The 20,950-nt window shown below is 61.3% G+C and carries 19 protein-coding genes and 3 tRNA genes; 7 read left to right on the top strand and 15 right to left on the bottom strand.

Annotated features, from left to right (window positions below; genetic code table 11):
• Positions 1 to 240: 240 nt before the first annotated feature.
• Both DC522_RS17250 and DC522_RS17245 read right to left on the bottom strand, forming a co-directional pair.
• Positions 241 to 591 (bottom strand): hypothetical protein, encoded by a 351-nt coding sequence (locus tag DC522_RS17250; protein WP_116529907.1) that lies wholly within the window; start codon positions 589 to 591, stop codon positions 241 to 243.
• Between the two features lie 574 nt (positions 592 to 1,165).
• Positions 1,166 to 1,243, bottom strand: a tRNA-Pro gene (locus DC522_RS17245).
• Positions 1,244 to 1,499: 256 nt separating this feature from the next.
• Here DC522_RS17245 and DC522_RS17240 point away from each other — a divergent pair.
• The gene (locus DC522_RS17240; protein ID WP_116529906.1) at positions 1,500 to 2,111 is read left to right on the top strand and encodes a DUF4142 domain-containing protein; all 612 of its coding nucleotides are present in this window, start codon (positions 1,500 to 1,502) and stop codon (positions 2,109 to 2,111) included.
• Positions 2,112 to 2,350: 239 nt separating this feature from the next.
• Positions 2,351 to 2,920: a DUF1003 domain-containing protein gene (locus DC522_RS17235; RefSeq protein WP_371679827.1), complete on the top strand. Its 570-nt coding sequence runs from the start codon at positions 2,351 to 2,353 to the stop codon at positions 2,918 to 2,920.
• 34 nt (positions 2,921 to 2,954) lie between these two features.
• Here DC522_RS17235 and DC522_RS17230 read toward each other — a convergent pair.
• From DC522_RS17230 to DC522_RS17200, 7 genes are all read right to left on the bottom strand, one after another.
• Positions 2,955 to 3,030 (bottom strand) — tRNA-Val (locus DC522_RS17230).
• 156 nt (positions 3,031 to 3,186) lie between these two features.
• A complete protein-coding gene (locus DC522_RS17225) occupies positions 3,187 to 3,465 on the bottom strand; it encodes an HU family DNA-binding protein (protein WP_116529905.1) in 279 nt (92 codons plus the stop codon).
• A 195-nt stretch (positions 3,466 to 3,660) separates the two neighbouring features.
• Complete coding sequence (gene lon, locus DC522_RS17220) at positions 3,661 to 6,087, bottom strand: endopeptidase La (RefSeq protein ID WP_116529904.1); 2,427 nt, start codon at positions 6,085 to 6,087, stop codon at positions 3,661 to 3,663.
• 241 nt (positions 6,088 to 6,328) lie between these two features.
• A complete protein-coding gene (clpX, locus tag DC522_RS17215; RefSeq protein ID WP_116529903.1) occupies positions 6,329 to 7,597 on the bottom strand; it encodes an ATP-dependent Clp protease ATP-binding subunit ClpX in 1,269 nt (422 codons plus the stop codon).
• Positions 7,598 to 7,822: 225 nt separating this feature from the next.
• Complete coding sequence (locus DC522_RS17210) at positions 7,823 to 8,455, bottom strand: ATP-dependent Clp protease proteolytic subunit (protein WP_116529902.1); 633 nt, start codon at positions 8,453 to 8,455, stop codon at positions 7,823 to 7,825.
• A 79-nt stretch (positions 8,456 to 8,534) separates the two neighbouring features.
• Positions 8,535 to 9,929 (bottom strand): trigger factor, encoded by a 1,395-nt coding sequence (tig, locus tag DC522_RS17205; protein ID WP_116529901.1) that lies wholly within the window; start codon positions 9,927 to 9,929, stop codon positions 8,535 to 8,537.
• 108 nt (positions 9,930 to 10,037) lie between these two features.
• Positions 10,038 to 10,122: transfer RNA gene (locus DC522_RS17200), tRNA-Leu, on the bottom strand.
• A 166-nt stretch (positions 10,123 to 10,288) separates the two neighbouring features.
• Here DC522_RS17200 and DC522_RS17195 point away from each other — a divergent pair.
• On the top strand, positions 10,289 to 11,647 hold the full coding sequence (locus DC522_RS17195) for a multicopper oxidase family protein (RefSeq protein ID WP_116529900.1): 1,359 nt from the start codon (positions 10,289 to 10,291) through the stop codon (positions 11,645 to 11,647).
• A gap of 115 nt (positions 11,648 to 11,762) precedes the next feature.
• Here the strand turns inward: DC522_RS17195 and DC522_RS17190 are convergent, their stop codons facing one another.
• The gene (locus tag DC522_RS17190; RefSeq protein ID WP_116529899.1) at positions 11,763 to 12,512 is read right to left on the bottom strand and encodes an alpha/beta fold hydrolase; all 750 of its coding nucleotides are present in this window, start codon (positions 12,510 to 12,512) and stop codon (positions 11,763 to 11,765) included.
• A gap of 58 nt (positions 12,513 to 12,570) precedes the next feature.
• A complete protein-coding gene (locus tag DC522_RS17185; RefSeq protein WP_116529898.1) occupies positions 12,571 to 14,067 on the bottom strand; it encodes an NAD(P)H-hydrate dehydratase in 1,497 nt (498 codons plus the stop codon).
• Positions 14,068 to 14,247: 180 nt separating this feature from the next.
• Between DC522_RS17185 and DC522_RS17180 the strand changes: the two genes are divergently transcribed.
• The 3 genes from DC522_RS17180 to DC522_RS17170 all read left to right on the top strand — a co-directional run bounded on the left by DC522_RS17180 (position 14,248) and on the right by DC522_RS17170 (position 16,646).
• Positions 14,248 to 14,586, top strand: coding sequence for a P-II family nitrogen regulator (locus DC522_RS17180; protein WP_009490961.1), 339 nt, complete (start codon positions 14,248 to 14,250; stop codon positions 14,584 to 14,586).
• A gap of 64 nt (positions 14,587 to 14,650) precedes the next feature.
• Entirely contained in the window at positions 14,651 to 16,060 is a 1,410-nt protein-coding gene (gene glnA / locus DC522_RS17175; protein WP_116529897.1) for a type I glutamate--ammonia ligase, read from the top strand.
• A 241-nt stretch (positions 16,061 to 16,301) separates the two neighbouring features.
• A complete protein-coding gene (locus DC522_RS17170) occupies positions 16,302 to 16,646 on the top strand; it encodes a DUF1236 domain-containing protein (protein WP_116529896.1) in 345 nt (114 codons plus the stop codon).
• 118 nt (positions 16,647 to 16,764) lie between these two features.
• Here DC522_RS17170 and DC522_RS17165 read toward each other — a convergent pair whose 3' ends face one another.
• Positions 16,765 to 17,418 carry an outer membrane protein gene (locus tag DC522_RS17165; RefSeq protein ID WP_116529895.1) on the bottom strand — a complete coding sequence of 218 codons (654 nt, stop codon included), beginning with the start codon at positions 17,416 to 17,418 and terminating at the stop codon, positions 16,765 to 16,767.
• A gap of 310 nt (positions 17,419 to 17,728) precedes the next feature.
• A complete protein-coding gene (locus DC522_RS17160; protein ID WP_116529894.1) occupies positions 17,729 to 18,427 on the bottom strand; it encodes an alpha/beta fold hydrolase in 699 nt (232 codons plus the stop codon).
• Between the two features lie 175 nt (positions 18,428 to 18,602).
• On the opposite strand from DC522_RS17160, the gene DC522_RS17155 reads away from it, so the two are divergent.
• On the top strand, positions 18,603 to 20,051 hold the full coding sequence (locus DC522_RS17155; protein WP_116529893.1) for a DEAD/DEAH box helicase: 1,449 nt from the start codon (positions 18,603 to 18,605) through the stop codon (positions 20,049 to 20,051).
• Here the strand turns inward: DC522_RS17155 and DC522_RS17150 are convergent.
• Together DC522_RS17150 and DC522_RS17145 are read right to left on the bottom strand one after the other, a co-directional pair.
• Positions 20,048 to 20,440 carry a TfoX/Sxy family protein gene (locus DC522_RS17150; protein WP_116529892.1) on the bottom strand — a complete coding sequence of 131 codons (393 nt, stop codon included), beginning with the start codon at positions 20,438 to 20,440 and terminating at the stop codon, positions 20,048 to 20,050. The two genes, DC522_RS17155 and DC522_RS17150, sit on opposite strands and share 4 nt — an antisense overlap.
• A 5-nt stretch (positions 20,441 to 20,445) precedes the next feature.
• Positions 20,446 to 20,826 carry an iron-sulfur cluster assembly accessory protein gene (locus DC522_RS17145; RefSeq protein ID WP_047189016.1) on the bottom strand — a complete coding sequence of 127 codons (381 nt, stop codon included), beginning with the start codon at positions 20,824 to 20,826 and terminating at the stop codon, positions 20,446 to 20,448.
• Positions 20,827 to 20,950: the final 124 nt, after the last annotated feature.

Below are 20,950 nucleotides of genomic sequence, written 5' to 3'. Positions count from 1 at the left end.
CATGCCGGCCGGGGCTGCATACGCAAACAGCGGCCATCACGGACAGTCCGACATCGCGTTTTCACACGACCTCGGTCAAACTCAGACCTTAAGCGCGACCGTATAAAGGTCTGTTTGGCCCCGAAAAGCAGACTATGGGTGAATCTTAAAGGCGCAGCAGACATTTCAAGACAGCCAGGCTCGGCCGCGAAGAGATTCAGCGGGTTGTGGCGCATAGATTAAAAGGTCTTGGTGCTTGCTTTAGCCCCCTGCACCGCTTGCCTTCACGATAAGCTCGGCAGCAATCTTTGACGCTACACCCTCCCCAACCGTCTGAGTAAATTTCCAGAGGCGGGTGAGCCCTCGCTTAACCCTGGCTATATCTGGAGAGGGCTTCGACAATTCTGTAAGCGTGGCTCCCGCAAGATCTTCAACTTCGAGGCGGTCGGGCTCAGGAAGGGCCTTTATACTCGACAGTTCCAGGATCTCCTTAAGCCCAAGCGCAATGTCCTTTACAGTTGGGCTCGTCCCCGCAGACTGAGTGATATTCAGGACGCTATCGGAAATCGTCGAGTTTGATATTGTTACGTTATTGGCAGGTGCAGTTTTCATGCTCTGGCCTCCGACGATGCCGTGTTCAAAGTCAATAATGAGGGCGTCGATCTAGCGTCGAGACGTTCGCTTAGCCTGTATATGCTCTCAGTCCGAAATTGATGCTGGCCGTATGGGTCTGCCGACGCATCGTCGGCACGGCGGCGAGAGATTACGTCATCACGCATTCCGACGGCCATCGCTCGAAGCTCAGCCGAATAATTGGAGGCCTGATTGCCGCACGCGTGCCAAATATACGCTGCCGCGCGATCGAATGCCTCTCCGAGCACTCTTTCGGCATCCTGATTCCAGGTTCTATACAGACCACTGTGTCCGGAGCCGCCCAATCCGATAAATTTAGATGTCGGTGGCTTGCATCGCGATGAAGGCAGCCTCAACGCCGTCGACCCGCATTTTGGCCAATCGCTTTTCGAGTGCGCTCTTATCCATCGCCATTCAAGACAATCCGCGCTTCGACTTTTTGAAGGTCCCGAAGCCCTGCCGCTTGAACCCCCTCTGAACCCCCGAATGCAAACAGCAAAAAACCGCCTCTTGGGCGGTTCTGCTTAACCTCTTGATCGGCCAAGAGAATTAATGGTCGGAGCGGCGGGATTTGAACCCACGACCCCTAGTCCCCCAGACTAGTGCGCTAACCGGGCTGCGCTACGCTCCGACGCCTTGAACGGCCTGTGTCAATTAGCTCCGGAAGCACCGGTTCGCAACCCCTGAAATGCACTTTCGTGGTCAGAGGGACCTGAAATGCACATCTTGAGGCTTTCGAACTCAAGAACAAGTTATCCCGCCTCACTTCCCGCCAAGCTGAAACCAAGCCAATGGCCCGGCGTTCGCGACAGCAGCGGCAGCCCAGAGTCGAGCGCCATTCCCGGCGTGTCGCGGCCTGGCCGTGAGCTTTCAGCAGGAGAATTCCTATGGACCGTCGTGCCCTCCTTCTCGGTGGCCTTGCTGCCGCCATCGCGGCCGCCCCTGCCCTGGCGCAAACCAGCGGGTCGTCCTCCACCATGCAGCCCGGAGCCTCGGGCGGCTCCTCCACGAACCGCATGGGCGGCCAGATGGGCCAAGCCGAGATGCAGCACATGCAGCAGACCATGCAGCTCGGCATGGTTGCCATGGAATCGAGCCGCATTGCCCTGAACAAGGCGCGTCACGAAGATCTCAAACGCTTCGCAAATTTCGAGGTGCAGGAGCAGACCACTTTGGCCGAGGTTCTGCGCTCGATGATGGATCCCGGAGCGACCGCCGCGACTGGCCAAGCGGGTGCGACCATGCAAGGCTCCATGCAGATGGACGCCAGCGCCCGTGACATGATGCAGAAGCTGCAAAACCAGCAGGCCGGCGCCGAATTCGACAAAGCCTATCTGGAGGCCCAGCTTCAAGGCCATCGCGACCTGCTCCAGGTGCAGGAGCGCTATCTGCAATCGAACTCGCAGAACCGCGAGCATATGAACGTAGCCAAGATGGCCCGCGGCCATATCCGCGGGCACATTGCCATGCTGGAAACCACGCAGAAGACGATGCGTTAGCGGCTCTGACTCACGCACAAAAGGCCCGCTCCACTATCGTGGAGCGGGCTAGTTGCAGGAGCGTCTCGGGAGGAATTTACCCTAAACTGTTGGTCACACGGCTTGTTGCAGGGGTGCGGCGTTCCACCTCAACCCCATGTGTCATTCCTCCTGCGGCAAAGTTCCTGAACTCTTCAGCCCACCAGTCGTTCTTGTCCTGCCGACGTGAGTAGAAGGCGCACGAGTAGAAGGAGCGTGTCGTGGCGGAGTGGAAGCAGGAGTATCGGCCCGACAGCCCGAGCACCGGCGCTTTGAGGCCGGGCGATTTCGCCTCGGTCTTGGAACGCAACATCAATGTGCTGCGCGACAAGCGGCAGAAGGAGGAAAACCAAGCTGGCCTGCAGGACCGCATGGCCAACGCGATCACCCGCTTCAGCGGCAGCATGCTGTTCGTCTATGTGCATCTCGCGCTGGTCGTTGGTTGGATTGCCGTCAATGCCGGACTGATCCCGAGCATCGCGCCCTTCGACCCGAGCTTCGTCATTCTGGCGACGGTTGCTTCTGTCGAAGCGATCTTTCTCTCGACCTTCGTGCTTATCAGCCAGAACCGCGCTGCCGCGGAAGCCGACCGCAGAGCGGAGCTCGATCTTCAGACCAACCTGCTCTCGGAGCACGAGATCACGCGGTTGCTCTCTCTCACCATTGCCATCGCTGCACGGCTCGGCGTGGAGGAAGCACAAGATCCCAGCCTGAAGGAACTGCAGAAGCACGTGGCGCCTGAGAAGGTTCTCGACAGGATCGCGGAAGACGAGAACGGCAACGGGGCTTGAGCCCGTCCGCTGCACTTCGTCGTATACGAGAAAATGGTGGGCGGTGAGGGGATCGAACCCCCGACCTGCGGTGTGTAAAACCGATGCTCTACCAGCTGAGCTAACCGCCCTTTTGCAATACCTTCGGGAATCTGCCGCCGAAGGAGCATGCGTCTTACCAGAAGCTGCGAATGTTTCCAGCCCTGATGCGCCCCTGACATAAAAAGAGAAGGCCAACAACGCAAGCGTGTTGGCCCTCATAAAAGCGAATGCGGCTTTAAAAGCACTTACTTCGCGTTGACGGCATCCTTGAGGCCAGCACCGGCGCGGAACTTCGGGGTCTTCGAAGCCGGAACCTTCACCTTCTCGCCGGTGCGCGGGTTGCGGGCTTCACCGGCAGCGCGGTTAGTCACCACGAACGTGCCGAAGCCGACGATCTTCACTTCGTCGCCCTGCTTCAGAGCGCCGGTGATCGCCTCGATGGCGGCGTCGATCGCCTCACCAGCCTGGCCACGAGAAAGACCGACCTTGTCGGCTACGGCAGCAACGAGCTCGCCTTTGTTCATTTTGTATCCTCCAGTGATCACGGTGATCCTAAAGTTATGTATCACCGTTTCAGGAAGCATTCGTGTGGCCTAAAGCTTGCCCTGAAGCAACCCCCAAAGCGCCGCAAATGAGCCATTTTGTGTCGTTTCGCACGAAAAAAGCCCCCGAATTTCTCATCCGGGGGCCTGTTTGTGCGCAACGTAAGGTCAATTCGGTTAGTGGGCGACCACTCCGGCCCCATCGTCCTCGACGGCGGGCTTGGGACCCTTGAGGACCGAAGCCTCGTCCCATTCGATCGGCTCAGGCATGCGCACGAGAGCATGCTGGAGCACCTGATCCATGGTGGAGACTGGCACGATCTCAAGGCCGTTCTTCACGCTGGCCGGGATGTCGACCAGGTCCTTGGCGTTCTCCTCGGGGATCAAGACCTTCTTGAGGCCGCCACGAAGGGCTGCCAGGAGCTTTTCCTTCAACCCGCCGATGGGCAGCACCCTACCCCGCAACGTGACCTCGCCCGTCATGGCGATATCGCGGCGAACCGGGATACCGGTGATGACGGAGACGATAGCGGTCGCCATCGCGATACCGGCGGACGGGCCATCCTTCGGCGTCGCACCTTCCGGCACGTGCACGTGGATGTCGCGCCGGTCGAACAGCGGCGGCTCGACACCGAAGGCAACGGCACGGGAGCGGACATAGGACGCCGCAGCCGAGATCGATTCCTTCATCACGTCACGCAGATTGCCCGTGACGGTCATCTTGCCCTTGCCCGGCATCATGATGCCTTCGATGGTGAGCAGCTCACCACCCACTTCGGTCCAGGCAAGCCCCGTAACCGTACCGACCGAATCCTCCGTCTCGGCCTCGCCGTAGCGGAAGCGCGGGGGACCAAGGAAGTCCGGCAGGTTGGCCGTGGTGACCTCGACGGACGGCACCTTGGAGAGAAGGATCTCCTTCACCGCCTTGCGGACGAGATTGTTGATCTCGCGTTCGAGGTTACGCACGCCCGCCTCGCGGGTGTAGCGGCGGATCAGCATGAGCAGAGCATCATCGCCGATCTTCCACTCCTTCTCCTGCAGGCCGTGCTTCTGCATGGACGAGGGGATCAGGTGCGTGCGGGCAATCTCGGCCTTCTCTTCCTCGGTGTAACCCGCGATGCGGATCACTTCCATACGGTCGAGAAGCGGGCCAGGAATGTTGAGCGTGTTGGCCGTCGTCACGAACATCACGTTGGAGAGATCGTAATCGACCTCCAGGTAATGGTCGTTGAAGGTGTTGTTCTGCTCGGGGTCGAGAACCTCGAGCAAGGCAGCCGACGGATCGCCGCGGAAGTCCATGCCCATCTTGTCGATCTCGTCGAGCAGGATGAGCGGGTTGGACGTCTTGGCCTTGCGCATCGACTGGATGATCTTGCCGGGCATCGAGCCGATATAGGTCCGGCGGTGACCGCGGATCTCCGACTCGTCACGGACGCCGCCGAGCGACATGCGCACGAACTCGCGACCAGTGGCCTTGGCGATCGACTTGCCGAGCGAGGTCTTACCCACGCCGGGGGGACCGACGAGGCAGAGGATCGGACCCGTGAGCTTGTTGGCGCGCTGCTGCACGGCCAGATACTCGACGATGCGCTCCTTGACCTTGTCGAGACCGTAGTGATCGGAATCGAGAATGTCCTGAGCGGCCTTCAGGTCCTTCTTCATCTTCGAGCGGCGGCCCCACGGAATGCCGAGCAGCCAGTCCAGATAATTGCGCACGACAGTCGCTTCCGCCGACATCGGCGACATCTGGCGGAGCTTCTTCAGCTCGCCGAGCGCCTTTTCGCGGGCTTCCTTCGTGAATTTGGTCTTTTCAATCTTCTCTTCGAGCTCGGCCAGCTCGTCGCGACCTTCGTCGTCGCCGAGCTCCTTCTGGATCGCCTTCATCTGCTCGTTGAGGTAATACTCGCGCTGCGTCTTCTCCATCTGACGCTTCACGCGGGTCCGAATGCGCTTCTCGACCTGCAGGACGGAGATTTCGCTCTCCATCATGCCGAGCACCTTCTCGAGGCGCTGCGCAACGGTCGGCGTCTCCAGGATTGCCTGTTTGTCGGCAATCTTGATGGCGAGGTGCGAAGCGATCGTATCGGCGAGCTTTGCAGGCTCGTCGATCTGGGTCACGGCAGAGACAACCTCCGGCGACACCTTCTTGTTGAGCTTCACGTAATTCTCGAACTCGGCCACCACCGAGCGGGCCAGAGCCTCGGCCTCGATCTGGTCGCCAAGCGAGTCCGGAAGCACTTCGGCTTCTGCCTCGTAATATTCATCGGTGCGGACATAGGTCCTCACCTGCGCACGGCTCGCACCTTCGACGAGCACCTTCACGGTGCCGTCGGGCAGCTTGAGAAGCTGGAGCACGTTGGCAAGCGTGCCGACCTTGTAGATCGCGTCCGTAGCGGGATCGTCATCCGTCGCATCGATCTGCGTTGCGAGCAGGATGTGACGGTCGTTCTTGACCACTTCCTCAAGCGCGCGAATGGACTTCTCGCGACCGACGAAAAGCGGGACGATCATGTGCGGGAAGACGACGATGTCGCGAAGAGGCAGAACCGCATAGGTTCCGGTCGAGCCCGGGACAACAGGCTGACGTGGCTTCGACTGTGTCATGAGACAACATCCTTATGTCTGCGTCCGGAGGGCCCCTTGAATAAGCTGGTTCCCGGACGGGATACCGGAATGCTCAGGCTTTTTTTATGGGCTGCATCCGGTACATGGCGCCGTCCCTCGGGGGATGAGCGGACCGCCGCCACGCAAGTAAGTATGTGGCGTTGCGGAATACGCGTTTCAAGAACCGTGTCCGCAACGTCCTTAATCATGAAGGGAGCCCCCTGAACCCTTCCTGAACCTTTTAGGCGCTGACGCTCGCAGTCTGTTCGCTGCGGTCGCCATGAATGAAGAGCGGCTTCGCCTTGCCCTCCACCACCTCGGGGCCGATCACCACCTGCTCGACGGAATCGAGGCCAGGCAGGTCGTACATGGTCTCCAGCAGGATGCCTTCCATGATGGAGCGCAGGCCGCGGGCACCCGTCTTCCGCTCGATCGCCTTGCGGGCGATGAGGGTCAGGGCCTCCTCCTGGAAGGTCAGTTGCACGTTCTCCATCTCGAAGAGACGCTGGTACTGCTTCACGAGAGCGTTCTTCGGCTCCTGCAGGATCTTCTTCAGGGCTTCCTCGTCGAGATCCTCCAGCGTCGCCAGAACCGGCAGACGGCCGACGAACTCGGGGATGAGGCCGAACTTCAGCAGATCCTCGGGCTCCACCTCGCGGAAGATTTCGCCCGTGCGACGGTCGTCCGGCGCGCTCACGGTGGCGCCGAAGCCGATGGATGTACCCTTGCCGCGACCGGCGATGATCCGCTCGAGGCCGGCGAAGGCGCCGCCGCAGATGAACAGGATGTTGGTCGTGTCCACCTGCAGGAATTCCTGCTGCGGATGCTTGCGGCCGCCCTGCGGAGGCACGGAGGCAACGGTGCCTTCCATGATCTTCAAGAGAGCCTGCTGCACGCCCTCGCCTGACACGTCGCGGGTGATCGACGGGTTGTCGGACTTGCGGGAAATCTTGTCGATCTCGTCGATATAGACGATGCCGCGCTGCGCCCGCTCGACATTGTAGTCGGAGGCCTGGAGCAGCTTGAGAATGATGTTCTCGACGTCCTCACCCACATAACCGGCTTCCGTCAGCGTCGTGGCGTCGGCCATGGTGAAAGGCACGTCCAGGATGCGGGCGAGCGTCTGCGCCAGCAGCGTCTTACCCGAGCCGGTCGGACCGATCAGCAGGATGTTGGACTTCGCCAACTCCACGTCGTTGTGCTTCGTCGCGTGGGCCAAGCGCTTGTAATGGTTGTGGACCGCCACCGAGAGCACCTTCTTGGCGTGCTCCTGGCCGATCACGTAGTCATCCAGAACGCGGCTGATTTCCTTCGGGGTGGGCACGCCATCCCGGGACTTCACGAGAGACGATTTCGACTCCTCGCGGATGATGTCCATGCAGAGCTCGACGCATTCATCGCAGATGAAAACCGTCGGGCCAGCGATCAGCTTGCGAACCTCGTGCTGGCTCTTGCCGCAGAAGGAGCAGTACAGCGTGCTCTTGGAGTCGTTGCCGCCAGCCTTGGTCATTATCACATCTCCAATCCGTGCCGGGACGACCCTGCGCCGACCCCGCACCTCTTAAGTTATGAGCGTCAGAACTAATGAAAGGTTCCGACGCTAAGAATTTTCACAGTCAAATCGCCTCGTTTCCCGAATCCACATGCAATCACGGGCCGGGCGCGTGATCAATAGAAACGGGATTACAGGCCAAAAAGACGCACCTGGGGAGAATTTTTCCCCAGGTTTTAAGGGTTAGACCGGGGTTGCCGCCGGCTCGGGACGCTTCTCGATCACCTGGTCGATGAGGCCGAACTCACGGGCAGCTTCCGCCGTCATGAAGTTGTCGCGCTCAAGGGCCCGCTCGATTTCGTCGTAGTTGCGGCCGGTATGACCCACGTAGATCTCGTTGAGGCGGCGCTTAAGGGCTTCGCTCTCGCGGGCGTGAATCATGATGTCCGTGACCTGCCCCTGGTAACCGCCGGAGGGCTGGTGAACCATGATTCGGGCGTTCGGGAGCGCGAAGCGCATGCCCTTCTCGCCTGCGGTCAGGAGAAGCGAACCCATCGAGGCGGCCTGGCCGACGCACAGCGTCGAAACCGGGCAGCGGATGAACTGCATGGTGTCGTAGATCGACAGGCCGGAGGTCACGACGCCGCCGGGCGAATTGATGTAGAAGGAGATTTCCTTCTTCGGGTTCTCGGCCTCGAGGAAGAGAAGCTGCGCCACGATGAGCGAAGCCGAGTAATCTTCGACCGGACCCGTCAGAAAGATAATCCGTTCGCGCAGGAGGCGCGAATAGATGTCGAAGGCGCGCTCGCCGCGGTTCGACTGCTCGACCACCATGGGAACGAGCGTGTTGTTATAGAGCGCTACCGGATCTCTCATGTCTCACTGCTCCAAAGCGGCCGCGCAAAACGCGCGGCCGTCTGATTGATGCAAGCTGCGAGACGCTTGAGATGAAGCGTTACTCGCCCTTGCTGGCTTTCTTACCGCCCTTAGCCTTCGCCTCGGAATCGGTCTCGGCGTCATCGTCGCTGAAGAGAGCGTCCTTGGAAACCTTCTCTTCGGCCACCTTCACCTGGGAGAGGATCTGGTCGACAACTTTCTCCTCGAACAGAGGAGCCCGGATTTCAGCTAGAGCCTGCGGGTTCTTTTGGTAGAACTCCCAGACCTGCCGCTCCTGGCCGGGATACTGGCGGACCCGCTCGACAAGGGCCTGAGTCACCTCGTCGTCGGAAATCTTGATATCGGACTTCTCGCCGATCTGCGCAAGGACCAAGCCGAGACGAACACGGCGCTCGGCGATCTTGCGGTAATCCGCCTTGGCCTCTTCCTCGGTGGTGTCCTCGTCGGCGAAGGTGCGGCCGTTCGACTTCATGTCGGCCTCGACCTGCGACCACACGGCATTGAACTCCTGCTCGACCAGGGTCGGAGGCAGTTCGAAGCTGTACTTGGCGTCGAGAGCGTCGAGGAGCTCCTTCTTCACCTTGCGGCGGGACTGAGCGTCGAAATCGCGCTGGATGGCGTCACGGATGGCTTCTTTAAGCTTGTCCAGGGACTCCATGCCGAAACCCTTGGCCATCTCGTCGTCGATCTTCAGCTCGCCGGGAGCCTCGACTTCCTTCACGGTGACATCGAACTCGGCGTCCTTACCGGCCAAGTGCGCGGCCAGGTAGTTCTCCGGGAACTTGACCTTCACGAGCTTGGTGTCGCCGGCCTTCAGGCCGACGAGCTGTTCCTCGAAGCCCGGGATGAAGGTGTTGGAGCCGAGCTCCACGCGGATGTCCAGGCCCTTGCCGCCCTCGAACTCGGCGCCGTCGATGCGGCCCACGAAGTCGACGACGACGCGGTCGCCATCGGCCGAAACGCCGTCCTTTTTCTCGAAGGCGCGGTTCTGCTTGGCCATGCGCTCGAGCGACTCGTTGATCTCGGCGTCAGTGACCTCAGCCACCGGCTTCTTCACGCTCACGTCCGACAGGTCGGCCAGCTCGAACTCGGGGAGAACCTCGAGAGCCACGGTGAAAGCCAGATCGCCCTTGGCGTCCATGGCCTTCTCGATCGTCTCCTTGTCCTCGGGGAACTGGATCTGGGGCTCGTGAGCGAGCTTCAGACCGTTATCCTCGACGATCTTGCGGTTGGCCTCGTTGACGGCGTTCTGGAGAACGTCGGACATCACGGAACGGCCATAGACCTTGCGCAGATGGGCCGCCGGCACCTTGCCGGGGCGGAAGCCGTTCAGGCGCACGCGGCCCTTGATGTTGTTGAGTTCGTCGTTCAGGCGCTGCTCCAACTCGGTGGCCGGGAGCACGACCTTGAACTCTCGCTTCAAGCCTTGGGACAGTGTTTCCGTCACCTGCATTGTTCTATTCGCCTTCGTTCACTCGAAAAATTGATGTTAGGCTCCGGCCGATGCGGCAATAGTGCCGTCAACCAGTTGCCAGGAGCCTCCGGATCCAATCCTGACGATTGGTGCGGGCGGAGGGAGTCGAACCCCCACGACTTGCGTCGCTGGAACCTAAATCCAGTGCGTCTACCAGTTCCGCCACGCCCGCCTGGGAGCAGCACGATACACGCGCCCCTCTTCCGGGACGCGGCTCTATAGCACGCTTGGCGCGCCATGCATCAAAAAAGTTCGTGTGGGCCGAAGCGGCAACCGAACTTGGCCTTTCCCGTTCAAGAGGATACCCCTAGGCCTGATTTCGCTTGCGAGTTCTCCCGATGATCACCCGCCGCACCGCCACCGCAGGCCTTGCCACCACACTGATTGGCTTGGCGGGCCGAGGAGTGGCTCAGACTTCATCGCCTATATTTATGGAAGGTTCAAAGGACGAACGGCCCGTCTGGATGCTGACCGCCCAGCCGAAGTCTGTGAGGCTACGGCCCGATGCAGCCAAGGAGACTGAGATTTGGGCTTTTAACGGCGAATTGGCCCGGAGCTTCAGAATGAAGCATGGGTCAGAGATGCGGCTCTCTCTCAAGAACGAGACCTCTCTGCCTCTGTCTCTTCATTTTCATGGGGTTCGCAGCCCGAATGCCATGGACGGCGCCGGCAGCTTCACCCAGAACGCAGTGCCTCCGGGAGAGAGCTATGAATATCGCCTCACCCCGCCCGATGCAGGCACCTTTCTGATCCGCCCCTCCGTGGTTGGCGGTAGCGCCGAACCTACGGAACGGGGCCTGACGGCTCTTCTGATTGTCGAAGAATCCAACCCGCCCCAGGTCGATCAGGACATCGCTCTGCTTGTCGATGATTGGGCCCTCGCTCAGGACGGGAGTCTGACGCTTGCCGAGCCTGCTCCCGCAGGCCGCCTCGGCAGCTTCCTGACGTTGAACGGCAAGCCCACCCCGCAACAGATCAAAGCTCCGCCTGGCGGACGCATCAGGCTTCGGCTCGCCAATGCCTGCAACGCCCGCACCATGCGCCTGCGCTTCGACGGACTGAAGGCTTATGTGATTGCAGTGGACGCGCAGCCCTCCAGCACCTTCGAGCCCCTCAAAGCCTCCCTGCCCTTTGCACCCGGCAACCGTTACGATCTGCTGATCGACTTGCCGCCTGAGCAAGGCCAAGCGGGCGTTGTGACCGCCATGATCGGCAACGGATTTCCTCTCGCGGAGATCGTGACAGAAGGCGACAAACGAGATGCTTTGCCCCCTATCGCTCCGCTGCCGCCCAATCCCAAGCTACCGGATGCGATCAAGCTCCAGAATGCGGCACGAGCCGATGTCCTCATCAGGGGCGATCCAACAGTTCCGAGCGCATATTTAAGGGTCAACAAGGGTCAAGGCACGCCGCTGAGTGAGCCTCTCATCAAGGTCAAGCGCGGCACGCCCGTGGTCCTGGCGCTGAAGAACGAAACCTCCTTCGTCCAGCCCATGCACCTGCACGGCCATTCGTTCCGGCTGCTGCACTCGCTGGATGATGGCTGGGAGCCCTATTGGTTGGATACGGTCCAGGTGCCGCAGAACAAGACGATCCGCATCGCCTTCGTGGCCGACAATCCCGGCAGGTGGCTTCTCGCCTCGACCGTGGCGGAGCGGTTCGATGCGGGCCTATGGACGTGGATCGAAGTTGCGTAAAGCCGGTTTCATGAGCGTCGAAGCAACTCTCTTCGTCTGATTGCGCCGTGGACATCATCCAGTCTTGCCGGACCTGCACGCGCAACCGCTTCGCCTCGTTTCTCCCGCAGCCGTGTCAGCCCCTTGGGCGGCGGATTATTCTGAGCAATGTGGACACGAAGCCGTCAGGCTGTTCCATCATCATGAGATGCCCGGTGCCGGGGAGCACGGTTTCGCTCGCCGCCCGAGCGATGGCCCAAGGGGGTACGTCCCACCCCGTGCGCGAGCGCTCGCCCGCGAGCAGATGGAAAGGGACGGGACCTTCCGCGACCGCTTTGACAGCTGCCTCGTACTCGGGTCTGCCTGTGACCTCGACGACGGAGCGGGCCGTCCGCTGGACGGTGGTGCCCGGCTGGTTGGAAAGCAGGAGCGAGGCACTCGCCAGCGTCCGGGGTTCGGAAGGCACGCCCGAGCGTGCAAGCCAGCCTGCCGGATCGGCACGGAACCCGTCCATCATGGCCTCGGCCTCCTCCGGCGTCATCCGAGCGACCTGACCAGACCAGAAGGCGTCAGCAAGTGAGAAGTTGCCCTCGACGCTGACGAGCGAGGCCACTCGTTCCGGGAACGCATGCGTGAAGAGCGCAGCCACGGCGCCGCCAACCGAGTGACCAACGAGGTGAAACCGCCCGAGCCCTTGCTTGGCAGACCACTCGGCCAAGTGGCGAACCTGCTCCGGCAACGTGATGCACTCCGGAGCCACCGCCGAGAGGCTGCCGTAACCCAGAAGGTCCGGGGCGTGGGCGCGCACCCCTTGCCCTTCCAGCAGCGGAACCAGCTCCTGGAGCGTCCCGATAAGCCCATGCACCAGAACAACCGGCTCTGACATCACGCCTCCCATGGAAGTCCCGCAAAGGATCAAAATCATCCCGCTTCGGCTGTCAAGCTTATCGGCTCGCCCTTTGGAGCAGCTTGCGGAGCACACCCGGCACGAGCTCGGCGAGGTCTTCTGCGATCAGCCCAGGCCCGAAGCTCGCGCCCGCTTCTGCATGGATCCAAACCCCGGCGCAGGCCGCCTCGAAAGCGGGCAGCCCCTGAGCCATGAGGCCTGCGATGACGCCGCAGAGGGTATCGCCAGAGCCTGCCGTGCCAAGATAAGGAGTGCCGTTCTCGTTGATCGCAGCCCGGCCATCAGGAGCGGCGATCACCGTATCCGGCCCTTTCAGCACAACGACCGCCCCCGTGTAGACAGCCGCGCGGTGCGCACGCTCGATTTTCGATTCCGGATCAAGGATATCCGGGTGGCCTTTGAACAGGCGCTTGAACTCGCCGTCATGGGGCGTCAGCACGGTCGGGGCATAATGGAAAGCCTGACGGAGCTCCGAGGCCAAGCCTTCGAATGACGTCAGAGCATCCGCATCGAGCACGAGGCTGCGGCGCGCATGGGCGGCAACGGCCACCATGGCGCGGGTGCCGGAATGCACCCCGAGCGCCGGCCCGAGCACCAGAGCGTTCAGGCGCACATCCTGCAGAATATGATGGAGCCCCTCGGGGCCATCGCAGCCCCTGAGCATCACGGCAGTGAGCTGGGCGGCATTCACCCCAAGAGCCTCCGGCGGCGAGGCCACGGTGACGAGGCCCGATCCGATTCGCAAAGCCGCGCGGGCCGCCAGCCGGGTCGCACCGGTCCGGGTCGCACCACCGGAGACCACGAGCGTGTGGCCACGGTCATATTTATGAGAAGAGAGCTCCGGTCTCGGCAGCTTGTCGAGCCAGAGAGAAGGAGCGTTGGCGAAGAGCTTTCCGCCCGATGCGACAAGCGTCTCACGGGCGATGCCGATATCGGCGACCTCCACCACCCCGCTGAAAGCCCTGCCGGGCATCAGCAGGTGGCACGGCTTACGGGCAGCAAAGGTCACCGTACGCGCGGCCTTGACCGCAACGCCCCTCACCTGGCCGGTGTCGCCGTCGATGCCCGATGGCAGATCGACAGCCAGGATCGGCCTGCCGGAGGCATTCATATGCTCAACGGTGGCCCGGGCCGCGCCATCGAGATCTCGCGCCAAGCCGGTACCGAACAGGGCGTCCACGATCAGATCGGCTTCTGCGAAAGCCAAGTCTTCGGCGGCCTCAACCGGCCCCTTCCAATCCTTCGTAGCCAGCGCGGCATCGCCCGAGAGCCGCTCCACGTTTCCCAGCAACCCGAGGGAAACGCGGTGGCCCTCCTGGGCCAGCAGAGCCGCCACGACGAAGCCGTCGCCTCCGTTTTGCCCAGGGCCGGCAGCGACAACGACCTTCGCCTCTTTCGTGAGCATTTTGGCAGCAGCTTTGGCCACAGCACCGCCAGCACGCCGCATGAGTTCGATGCCCGGAATGCCCGCCGCGATGGTCGCAGCGTCCGCTTGTTTCATTTCCTGGGGTCGGAGGACGAGTTCAGGGGGCATCTGGAGCCTCAAAATCACTGCTCAGAGGCCCTTTGCCGCCGAAATCCGCACATGCACAAACTTTGAGCAGCAAGTGCCTTCGAGAGGTGCAATTCTGCCCGGTTTGAATCGTAGAGGCCATGGAAGGCACCCCTGTCCTGGTGCTAAAAGCGGCAAGTCCTGAACCGAAACGGTTATCCGATGAAGAAGATCGAAGCCATCATCAAGCCTTTCAAGCTCGATGAAGTCAAAGAAGCCCTCCAGGAGGTTGGTCTCCAGGGCATCACAGTCATCGAGGCAAAAGGCTTCGGCCGCCAGAAGGGCCATACCGAGCTGTATCGTGGCGCGGAATACGTCGTCGACTTTCTGCCCAAGGTGAAGCTCGAGATCGTCCTCAACGACGACATGGCTGAAAGCGCCATCGAAGCCATCCGCAAGGCGGCCCAGACGGGCCGCATCGGAGACGGAAAGATTTTCGTGTCGACGGTCGAAGAGGCCGTCCGCATCCGTACGGGCGAGACCGGATCCGACGCGATCTAAGCTCCCCCATCACAAGCCAAGGCTTTAAAGCCGAGGACAATCAAGGGCAGAAGAGGACTACGACATGCAGACCGCCAAGGATGTGCTCAAGGCGATCAAAGATAACGACGTCAAATACGTCGACTTCCGTTTCACGGATCCGCGCGGCAAGTGGCAGCACGTGACCTTCGACGTCTCGATGGTCGACGAGGACCTGTTCGCGGACGGCATCATGTTCGACGGCTCGTCCATCGCTGGCTGGAAGGCGATCAACGAGTCCGACATGACCCTCATGCCCGACCCGACGACGGCCCAGATGGATCCGTTCTTCTCGGCAGCCACCATGTCGATCAACTGCGACATTCTTGAGCCGGCAACGGGCGAACCCTACAACCGCGACCCGCGCGGCATCGCCAAGAAGGCAGAGGCTTACCTCAGGTCCACCGGCATCGCCGACACGGTGTATGTAGGCCCCGAGGCTGAGTTCTTCGTGTTCGACGACGTGAAGTTCATGGCCGACCCCTACAACACGGGCTTCAAGCTCGACTCGTCCGAGCTGCCGATCAACGGCGACACGGCTTACGAAGGCGGCAACCTCGGCCACCGCATCCCGACCAAGGGCGGCTACTTCCCGGTTCCCCCGCTGGATTCCGCTCAGGACATGCGCAGCGAAATGCTCGCCGCAATGAAGGCCATGGGCGTGACGGTCGAGAAGCACCACCACGAGGTGGCTTCCGCCCAGCACGAGCTCGGCACGAAGTTCAACACGCTCGTCCGCACCGCCGACGAGATGCAGATCTACAAGTACTGCATCCACAACGTCGCCCAGTCCTACGGCAAGACGGCAACCTTCATGCCGAAGCCGGTCTACGGCGACAACGGCTCGGGCATGCACGTGCACCAGTCCCTCTGGAAGGGCGGCAAGCCTCTCTTCGCCGGCAACAAGTACGCCGACCTCAGCCAAGAGTGCCTGTGGTACATCGGCGGCATCATCAAGCACGCCAAGGCCCTGAACGCCTTCACCAACCCGTCGACGAACTCCTACAAGCGTCTCGTGCCGGGCTACGAGGCTCCGGTTCTGCTGGCCTATTCGGCTCGTAACCGTTCGGCTTCCTGCCGTATTCCGTGGACGACTTCGCCGAAGGCCAAGCGCGTCGAGGTTCGTTTCCCCGATCCGACCGCCAACCCGTACCTCGCTTTCGCGGCGATGCTGATGGCTGGTCTCGACGGCATCGTGAACAAGATCGATCCCGGCCAGGCGATGGACAAGGATCTCTACGATCTGCCTCCGAAGGAGCTGAAGAAGATCCCGACGGTTTGCGGCTCGCTCCGCGAAGCTCTCGCAAGCCTGGATAAGGACCGCGCGTTCCTTAAGGCCGGCGGTGTGTTCAACGACGACTTTATCGACAGCTACATCGAGCTGAAGATGACCGAGGTCGCTCGCTTCGAGATGACCCCGCACCCGGTCGAGTTCCAGATGTACTACTCCTGCTAAGCAGGACTGGACTTTCCTCCCGGCTGCAATTTCCGCAGCCTGCCTGCCGGAGCCCTCAAGGCTCCGGCTTTTTTTGTTATGACATCAAGGAATTTAGAGGCTGCTCTCTAGGACAAAAAGTGTCGGCGAATCAGGAACGGTTCACCCGCTTCCCGAGTTAGCTAGCCCGACGCGGTCGTTCAGAGTGACCGCGGGCTTGAGCCCGCTCAAGCAATTCGAGAATGTTCAGAGGAGTAGAACCATGAAAGCTATGATGATTGCCGCCGCTGTCGGCCTCCTGGCTGCTGTCCCGGCTGGCGCCCAGACCTCGGTGACGACCACGACCACGGAAACCACCGGCTCGATCACGATCGCTCCGGAAAAGCGCACTGTCATTCGTCAGCGTCTGAGCACGGCAAAGCCGGTCACTGTGAAGGAAAACGTTAGCGTGGGCTGGACCGTGCCGGAGACCGTCGAGTTGCAGACCGTCCCGGACACCATCGTGTCCGATATCCCTACGGTGAAGGGCTACAGCTACTTCGTCCATAACGACGACGTGGTTCTGGTGGACCCCAAGACCCGCAAGGTCGTGACCATCGTCGAGTAACAGCAATTTGCTTTCGAAGTGCCGCTCCCTCGCCGGAGCGGCATTTTCTTTCGAGCATCGCCCCAACGAAAAAGGCCCGGGCTTCCCCGGGCCTTTTCTGTCGCGGATGCGACGGATCTTAGTAAGTGCCGAAGCGGTAGTTCACACCAGCGCGGATCACAGCGAAATCGGTCTCGCCGGTGCTGAAGGTCGTGCCAGCGAACTCGAAGTCGTCGTCCTCAAGGTTCACGTACAAGCCTTCGACCTTGGCCGAGAGGTTGTTGGTGAAGGCGTACTCGAGGCCACCGCCAACGGTCCAGCCGTTGCGGTCGTCAGCGAAAGCAAAACCGCCGGTGGCGTAGATGAGGGCGCGGTCGAAGGCCACACCAGCGCGAGCGCGCACAGTGCCGAACCAGTCTTCGTTATCGACCGTGACGACGTCGCCACCGCCGAAGTCGTAGGTGGTGCTGCCGAAGTCGGCGTACTGGATGTCGCCTTCAACGCCGACCACGAACGAGCCGATCTGGTAGTTGTAGCCGATCTGAGCGCCGCCGACGAAGCTGGCGTCGTCATCGCTGTCGCCGAGGATCGTAGTGTCGCCGAACACGATTTCGTCTTCGTCGTTGTTGTTGAAGCCGACGCCGGCGTTCACACCGACGTAGAAGCCGGTCCAGGTGAAGACCGGAACAGCGGCGACGATCGGGGCCGGAGCGCGGCGGGAGGGAAGGTCAGCAGCCGAAGCAGCAGCGGTGAGGCTGAGCAGAGCGACCGAAGCGAGGAGAATCTTTTTCATAGTTATATCCGTTCATTAAGAAGGCTATGGCCCCGCTTCTAGCTCAGGGCCGCCGGAACGTCTGTCACTTTTGCGCCACACTTCAAAAGGGAAGCTTCGCCGGGCCCTGCCGCGAGGGAGAGCGGCCCGGGTGAAGGGCTTGCGATTACATCAACGGCGGCGGCAACAAAGAAGACATCAGCGCCTAAGACATTGAACGATCGTGCCTATTTCGCCCCACCATGATAATTAACAGGACCCTAATTGCCGCTTGCGAGCTGGTAAGAAAACATTGACTATCCCTCAAAGGAATGTCCCTCCCCCCCCTTGATCAGCCCTCTTCAAGCCACAGATGCATGGCCTGTGTGACCCGTTCCGGCCGCTCAAGGGTGGATGAATGCCCTGACTCAGGAATCACGACCAGTGAGGCCCATTCGATCATCTCGGCCATTTCCCGCGCCACGTCAGGTGGGGTGATGAGGTCGCCGTCCCCTACGAGAATCAGTGTCGGTATCTCGATGCTTGGAAGCAGCGGCCGGGAATCGACTCGGCCCATGATGGCGCGCTGCTGTCTTACGTAGGCCTCGGCTCCGGTTTCCTGCATCATCTTGAAAATCACGCTCTGCAATTCTCTGTCCGATTGGCGGTCGGGATGCACGAGGCGCGGCCAAGCCCTGGCAAAGATGTCCCCGTAACGCCCGGACTGAGCCAGAGCGATGAGGCGCTCGCGATCCTGGCTCGCCTCTGGCGTATCCGGCCTAGCCGTCGTGTCGAGCAGGGCGAGGCGCTGAACGCGCTCAGGAGCCTGGCGCATGACCTCCATAGCGACGTACCCGCCCATGGAGAGCCCCGCGAGGGAGAACCGCTCTGGGGCATCCTTCAACAGGCGGGCTGCAATCGCCGGAATCGAATCATCCTGGGTATGGTCAGCCACGACAATGTTCCTGCTCCCGGCCAGAGCGGACATTTGCGGCTCGAACAGGCGCGCCGTGCAGGCTAAACCCGGAATCAGAACGAGCGTGTCGGCCATCGCCTCTTTTCCCTTGCAAGTTTGCTTGTATTGACAAGCGCATAGCTTGTCCTATGGTCCCGCCACACCCCAACTTGAGCAAGAGCCTCAGGTGAAACCAGTCTCGCGCCTGTTTGTTGCCGTAGAGCGCGGCCGGCACGTTATGCGCACCCTGCCCTCAACGGTTTAAATATCCATGTCTTTCGCCGAACTCGGACTTAGCGATAAAGTTCAACAGGCTGTTGCCGCTTCCGGTTACACGGAGCCGACGCCGATCCAGGCTCAGGCCATTCCCCATGTGCTTGCCCGCAGGGACGTGCTGGGCATTGCCCAGACAGGCACCGGCAAGACGGCCGCCTTCACGCTGCCGATGCTCACCATGCTGGAGCATGGCCGCGCCCGGGCACGCATGCCGCGCACGCTGATCCTCGAACCCACCCGCGAGCTGGCGGCGCAGGTTCAGGACAACTTCGACAAGTACGGAATCAACCACAAGCTCTCGGTCGCCCTGTTGATCGGCGGCGTCTCCTTCGGCGACCAGGATGCCAAGATCACCCGCGGCGTCGACGTGCTGATCGCCACCCCCGGCCGCCTGCTCGATCATTTCGAACGCGGCAAGCTGCTGCTGACCGGCGTCGAGCTTCTCGTCATCGACGAGGCGGACCGCATGCTCGATATGGGCTTCATCCCCGACATCGAGCGCATCGTGAAGCTTGTGCCGTTCACGCGGCAGACGCTCTTCTTCTCCGCGACCATGCCGCCGGAGATTCAGCGCCTCGCGGATGCTTTCCTGCATAACCCGGTGAAGGTCGAGGTCGCGCGCGCCGCCTCAACGGCGGCGACGATCACGCAGCGCCTGGTGGCGACGGGCCGTGAGGATTGGCAGAAGCGTGAGACGCTGCGTGGCCTGATCCGCAATGCGACGGACCTGCAGAACGCTGTCGTTTTCTGCAACCGTAAACGCGACGTGGCGGTGCTTCATCGTTCATTGCAGAAGCATGGCTTCGGCGCTGTCGCTCTTCACGGCGACATGGACCAGCATGCCCGCATGGCGGCTCTCGACAGCTTCCGCAGCGGCGAGATGCCCATTCTGGTGGCGAGCGACGTGGCTGCCCGCGGCCTCGACATCCCGTCCGTGAGCCATGTGTTCAATTACGACGTGCCGCATCATGCGGAGGATTATGTCCACCGCATCGGCCGCACGGGCCGCGCGGGCCGCACAGGTCAGGCCTTCACGCTGGTCAGCCCAAGCGATGAGAAGTCCCTGGCTGCTATCGAGAAGCTGATCAACACCTCGATCGAATGGGAAGGCCCGACGCTTGCGGAGCTGCCGCCCTCGGAAAGCTCGTCATCCCGCCGCGGCGGTCGCGGTGAGCAGCGCTCCCGTGGTCGCAAAGTGAAGGTTCGCTCCGGCGACCGGCAACGCGCTCGGTCCGATGATACCTCAGAGGAAGTATCACCTGTCCGCGAAACCTCCGCACCTCGGCAGGAGGAAGCGCGCAGGGCCCGCCCCGACCGCGATCGGCAAGGCTCGAAGGGAAGCCAGGGACGTTCGCGTCGCGACGATGATGACGTGCCGGTCAAAGGCATGGGCGATCACGTGCCAGCCTTCCTGATGCGCCCGGTCACGATCAAGAAATCTTAAAGCGCAGGTTCGGAGACGGGCTTGCGCGACCTTCGAGCAGGCGAAGGTTTCTTCGCCTTCTTGGCCGATGCGGCATTTGCCCGAAGCGCAGATCCGAAAGCCATGCGCGCCAGCTCGGCTGCCTCATCCGGATCGTCCAAAGCGGATTCCGGCATGAGCCAGTAGCTCATGATCGTGGTCCGGCCATCCTTCGTCTGGTAGCTGAAGGGCCGTGAACCAAGATCGCGAAACCGGCCGACGCTTTCGTCATCCACCTTCAGGTAAAGCTCGCCCTCGTCTTCAAGGGCGAACATCACACCCTCGCGATAAATCCCCTGCCCGCCGAACATGCGGCGGATGCTGACCGGGCCAAACGCCTGAAAGATCTCGCGGATGGCCTCGGCGTCCACGGGATTTAGCCTGCCGTATGCAGCGCAGGAGGCGTGGCAGGCGTGATCGCAACGGATTCGCCGCAGCCGCAGGCCGAGGTCTGGTTCGGATTGTTGAACACGAACTGAGACGACATCTTCGTCGTCTGAAAATCCATTTCCGTGCCGAGCAGGAACAGCACCGCTTTGGGGTCAATGAGCACGGTCACGCCCTTGTCCTCGACCACTTCGTCGAGGGGGTTGATGCTTTCCGCATATTCCATGGTGTAGGACATGCCGGCGCAGCCGCCGTTCTTCACGCCGACGCGAACGCCCACAATGGGCTTGTCCGCTTTACTGATGATGTCCTTGACGCGGTTTGCCGCCGCGTCGGTCAAGGTCACGACCTTGAAGCCGGGTAGAGCCATAAGCCTTCTCTCCTGACGGCCGGGTTCAAGGCCCGGGCAGAACGAGTACGATGTTCCATAGATAAGAGATGAAAGGCCAAACGTCGAGACCGGCTGGGGTTGTGATCACGGCCTAGCTGGCCCA

It is taken from the genome of Microvirga sp. KLBC 81, from assembly GCF_003075415.1.
Lineage (GTDB): Bacteria > Pseudomonadota > Alphaproteobacteria > Rhizobiales > Beijerinckiaceae > Microvirga.
Note: the sequence above shows the minus strand (reverse complement) of the source record. Positions and strands in the feature narration are given on the sequence as shown.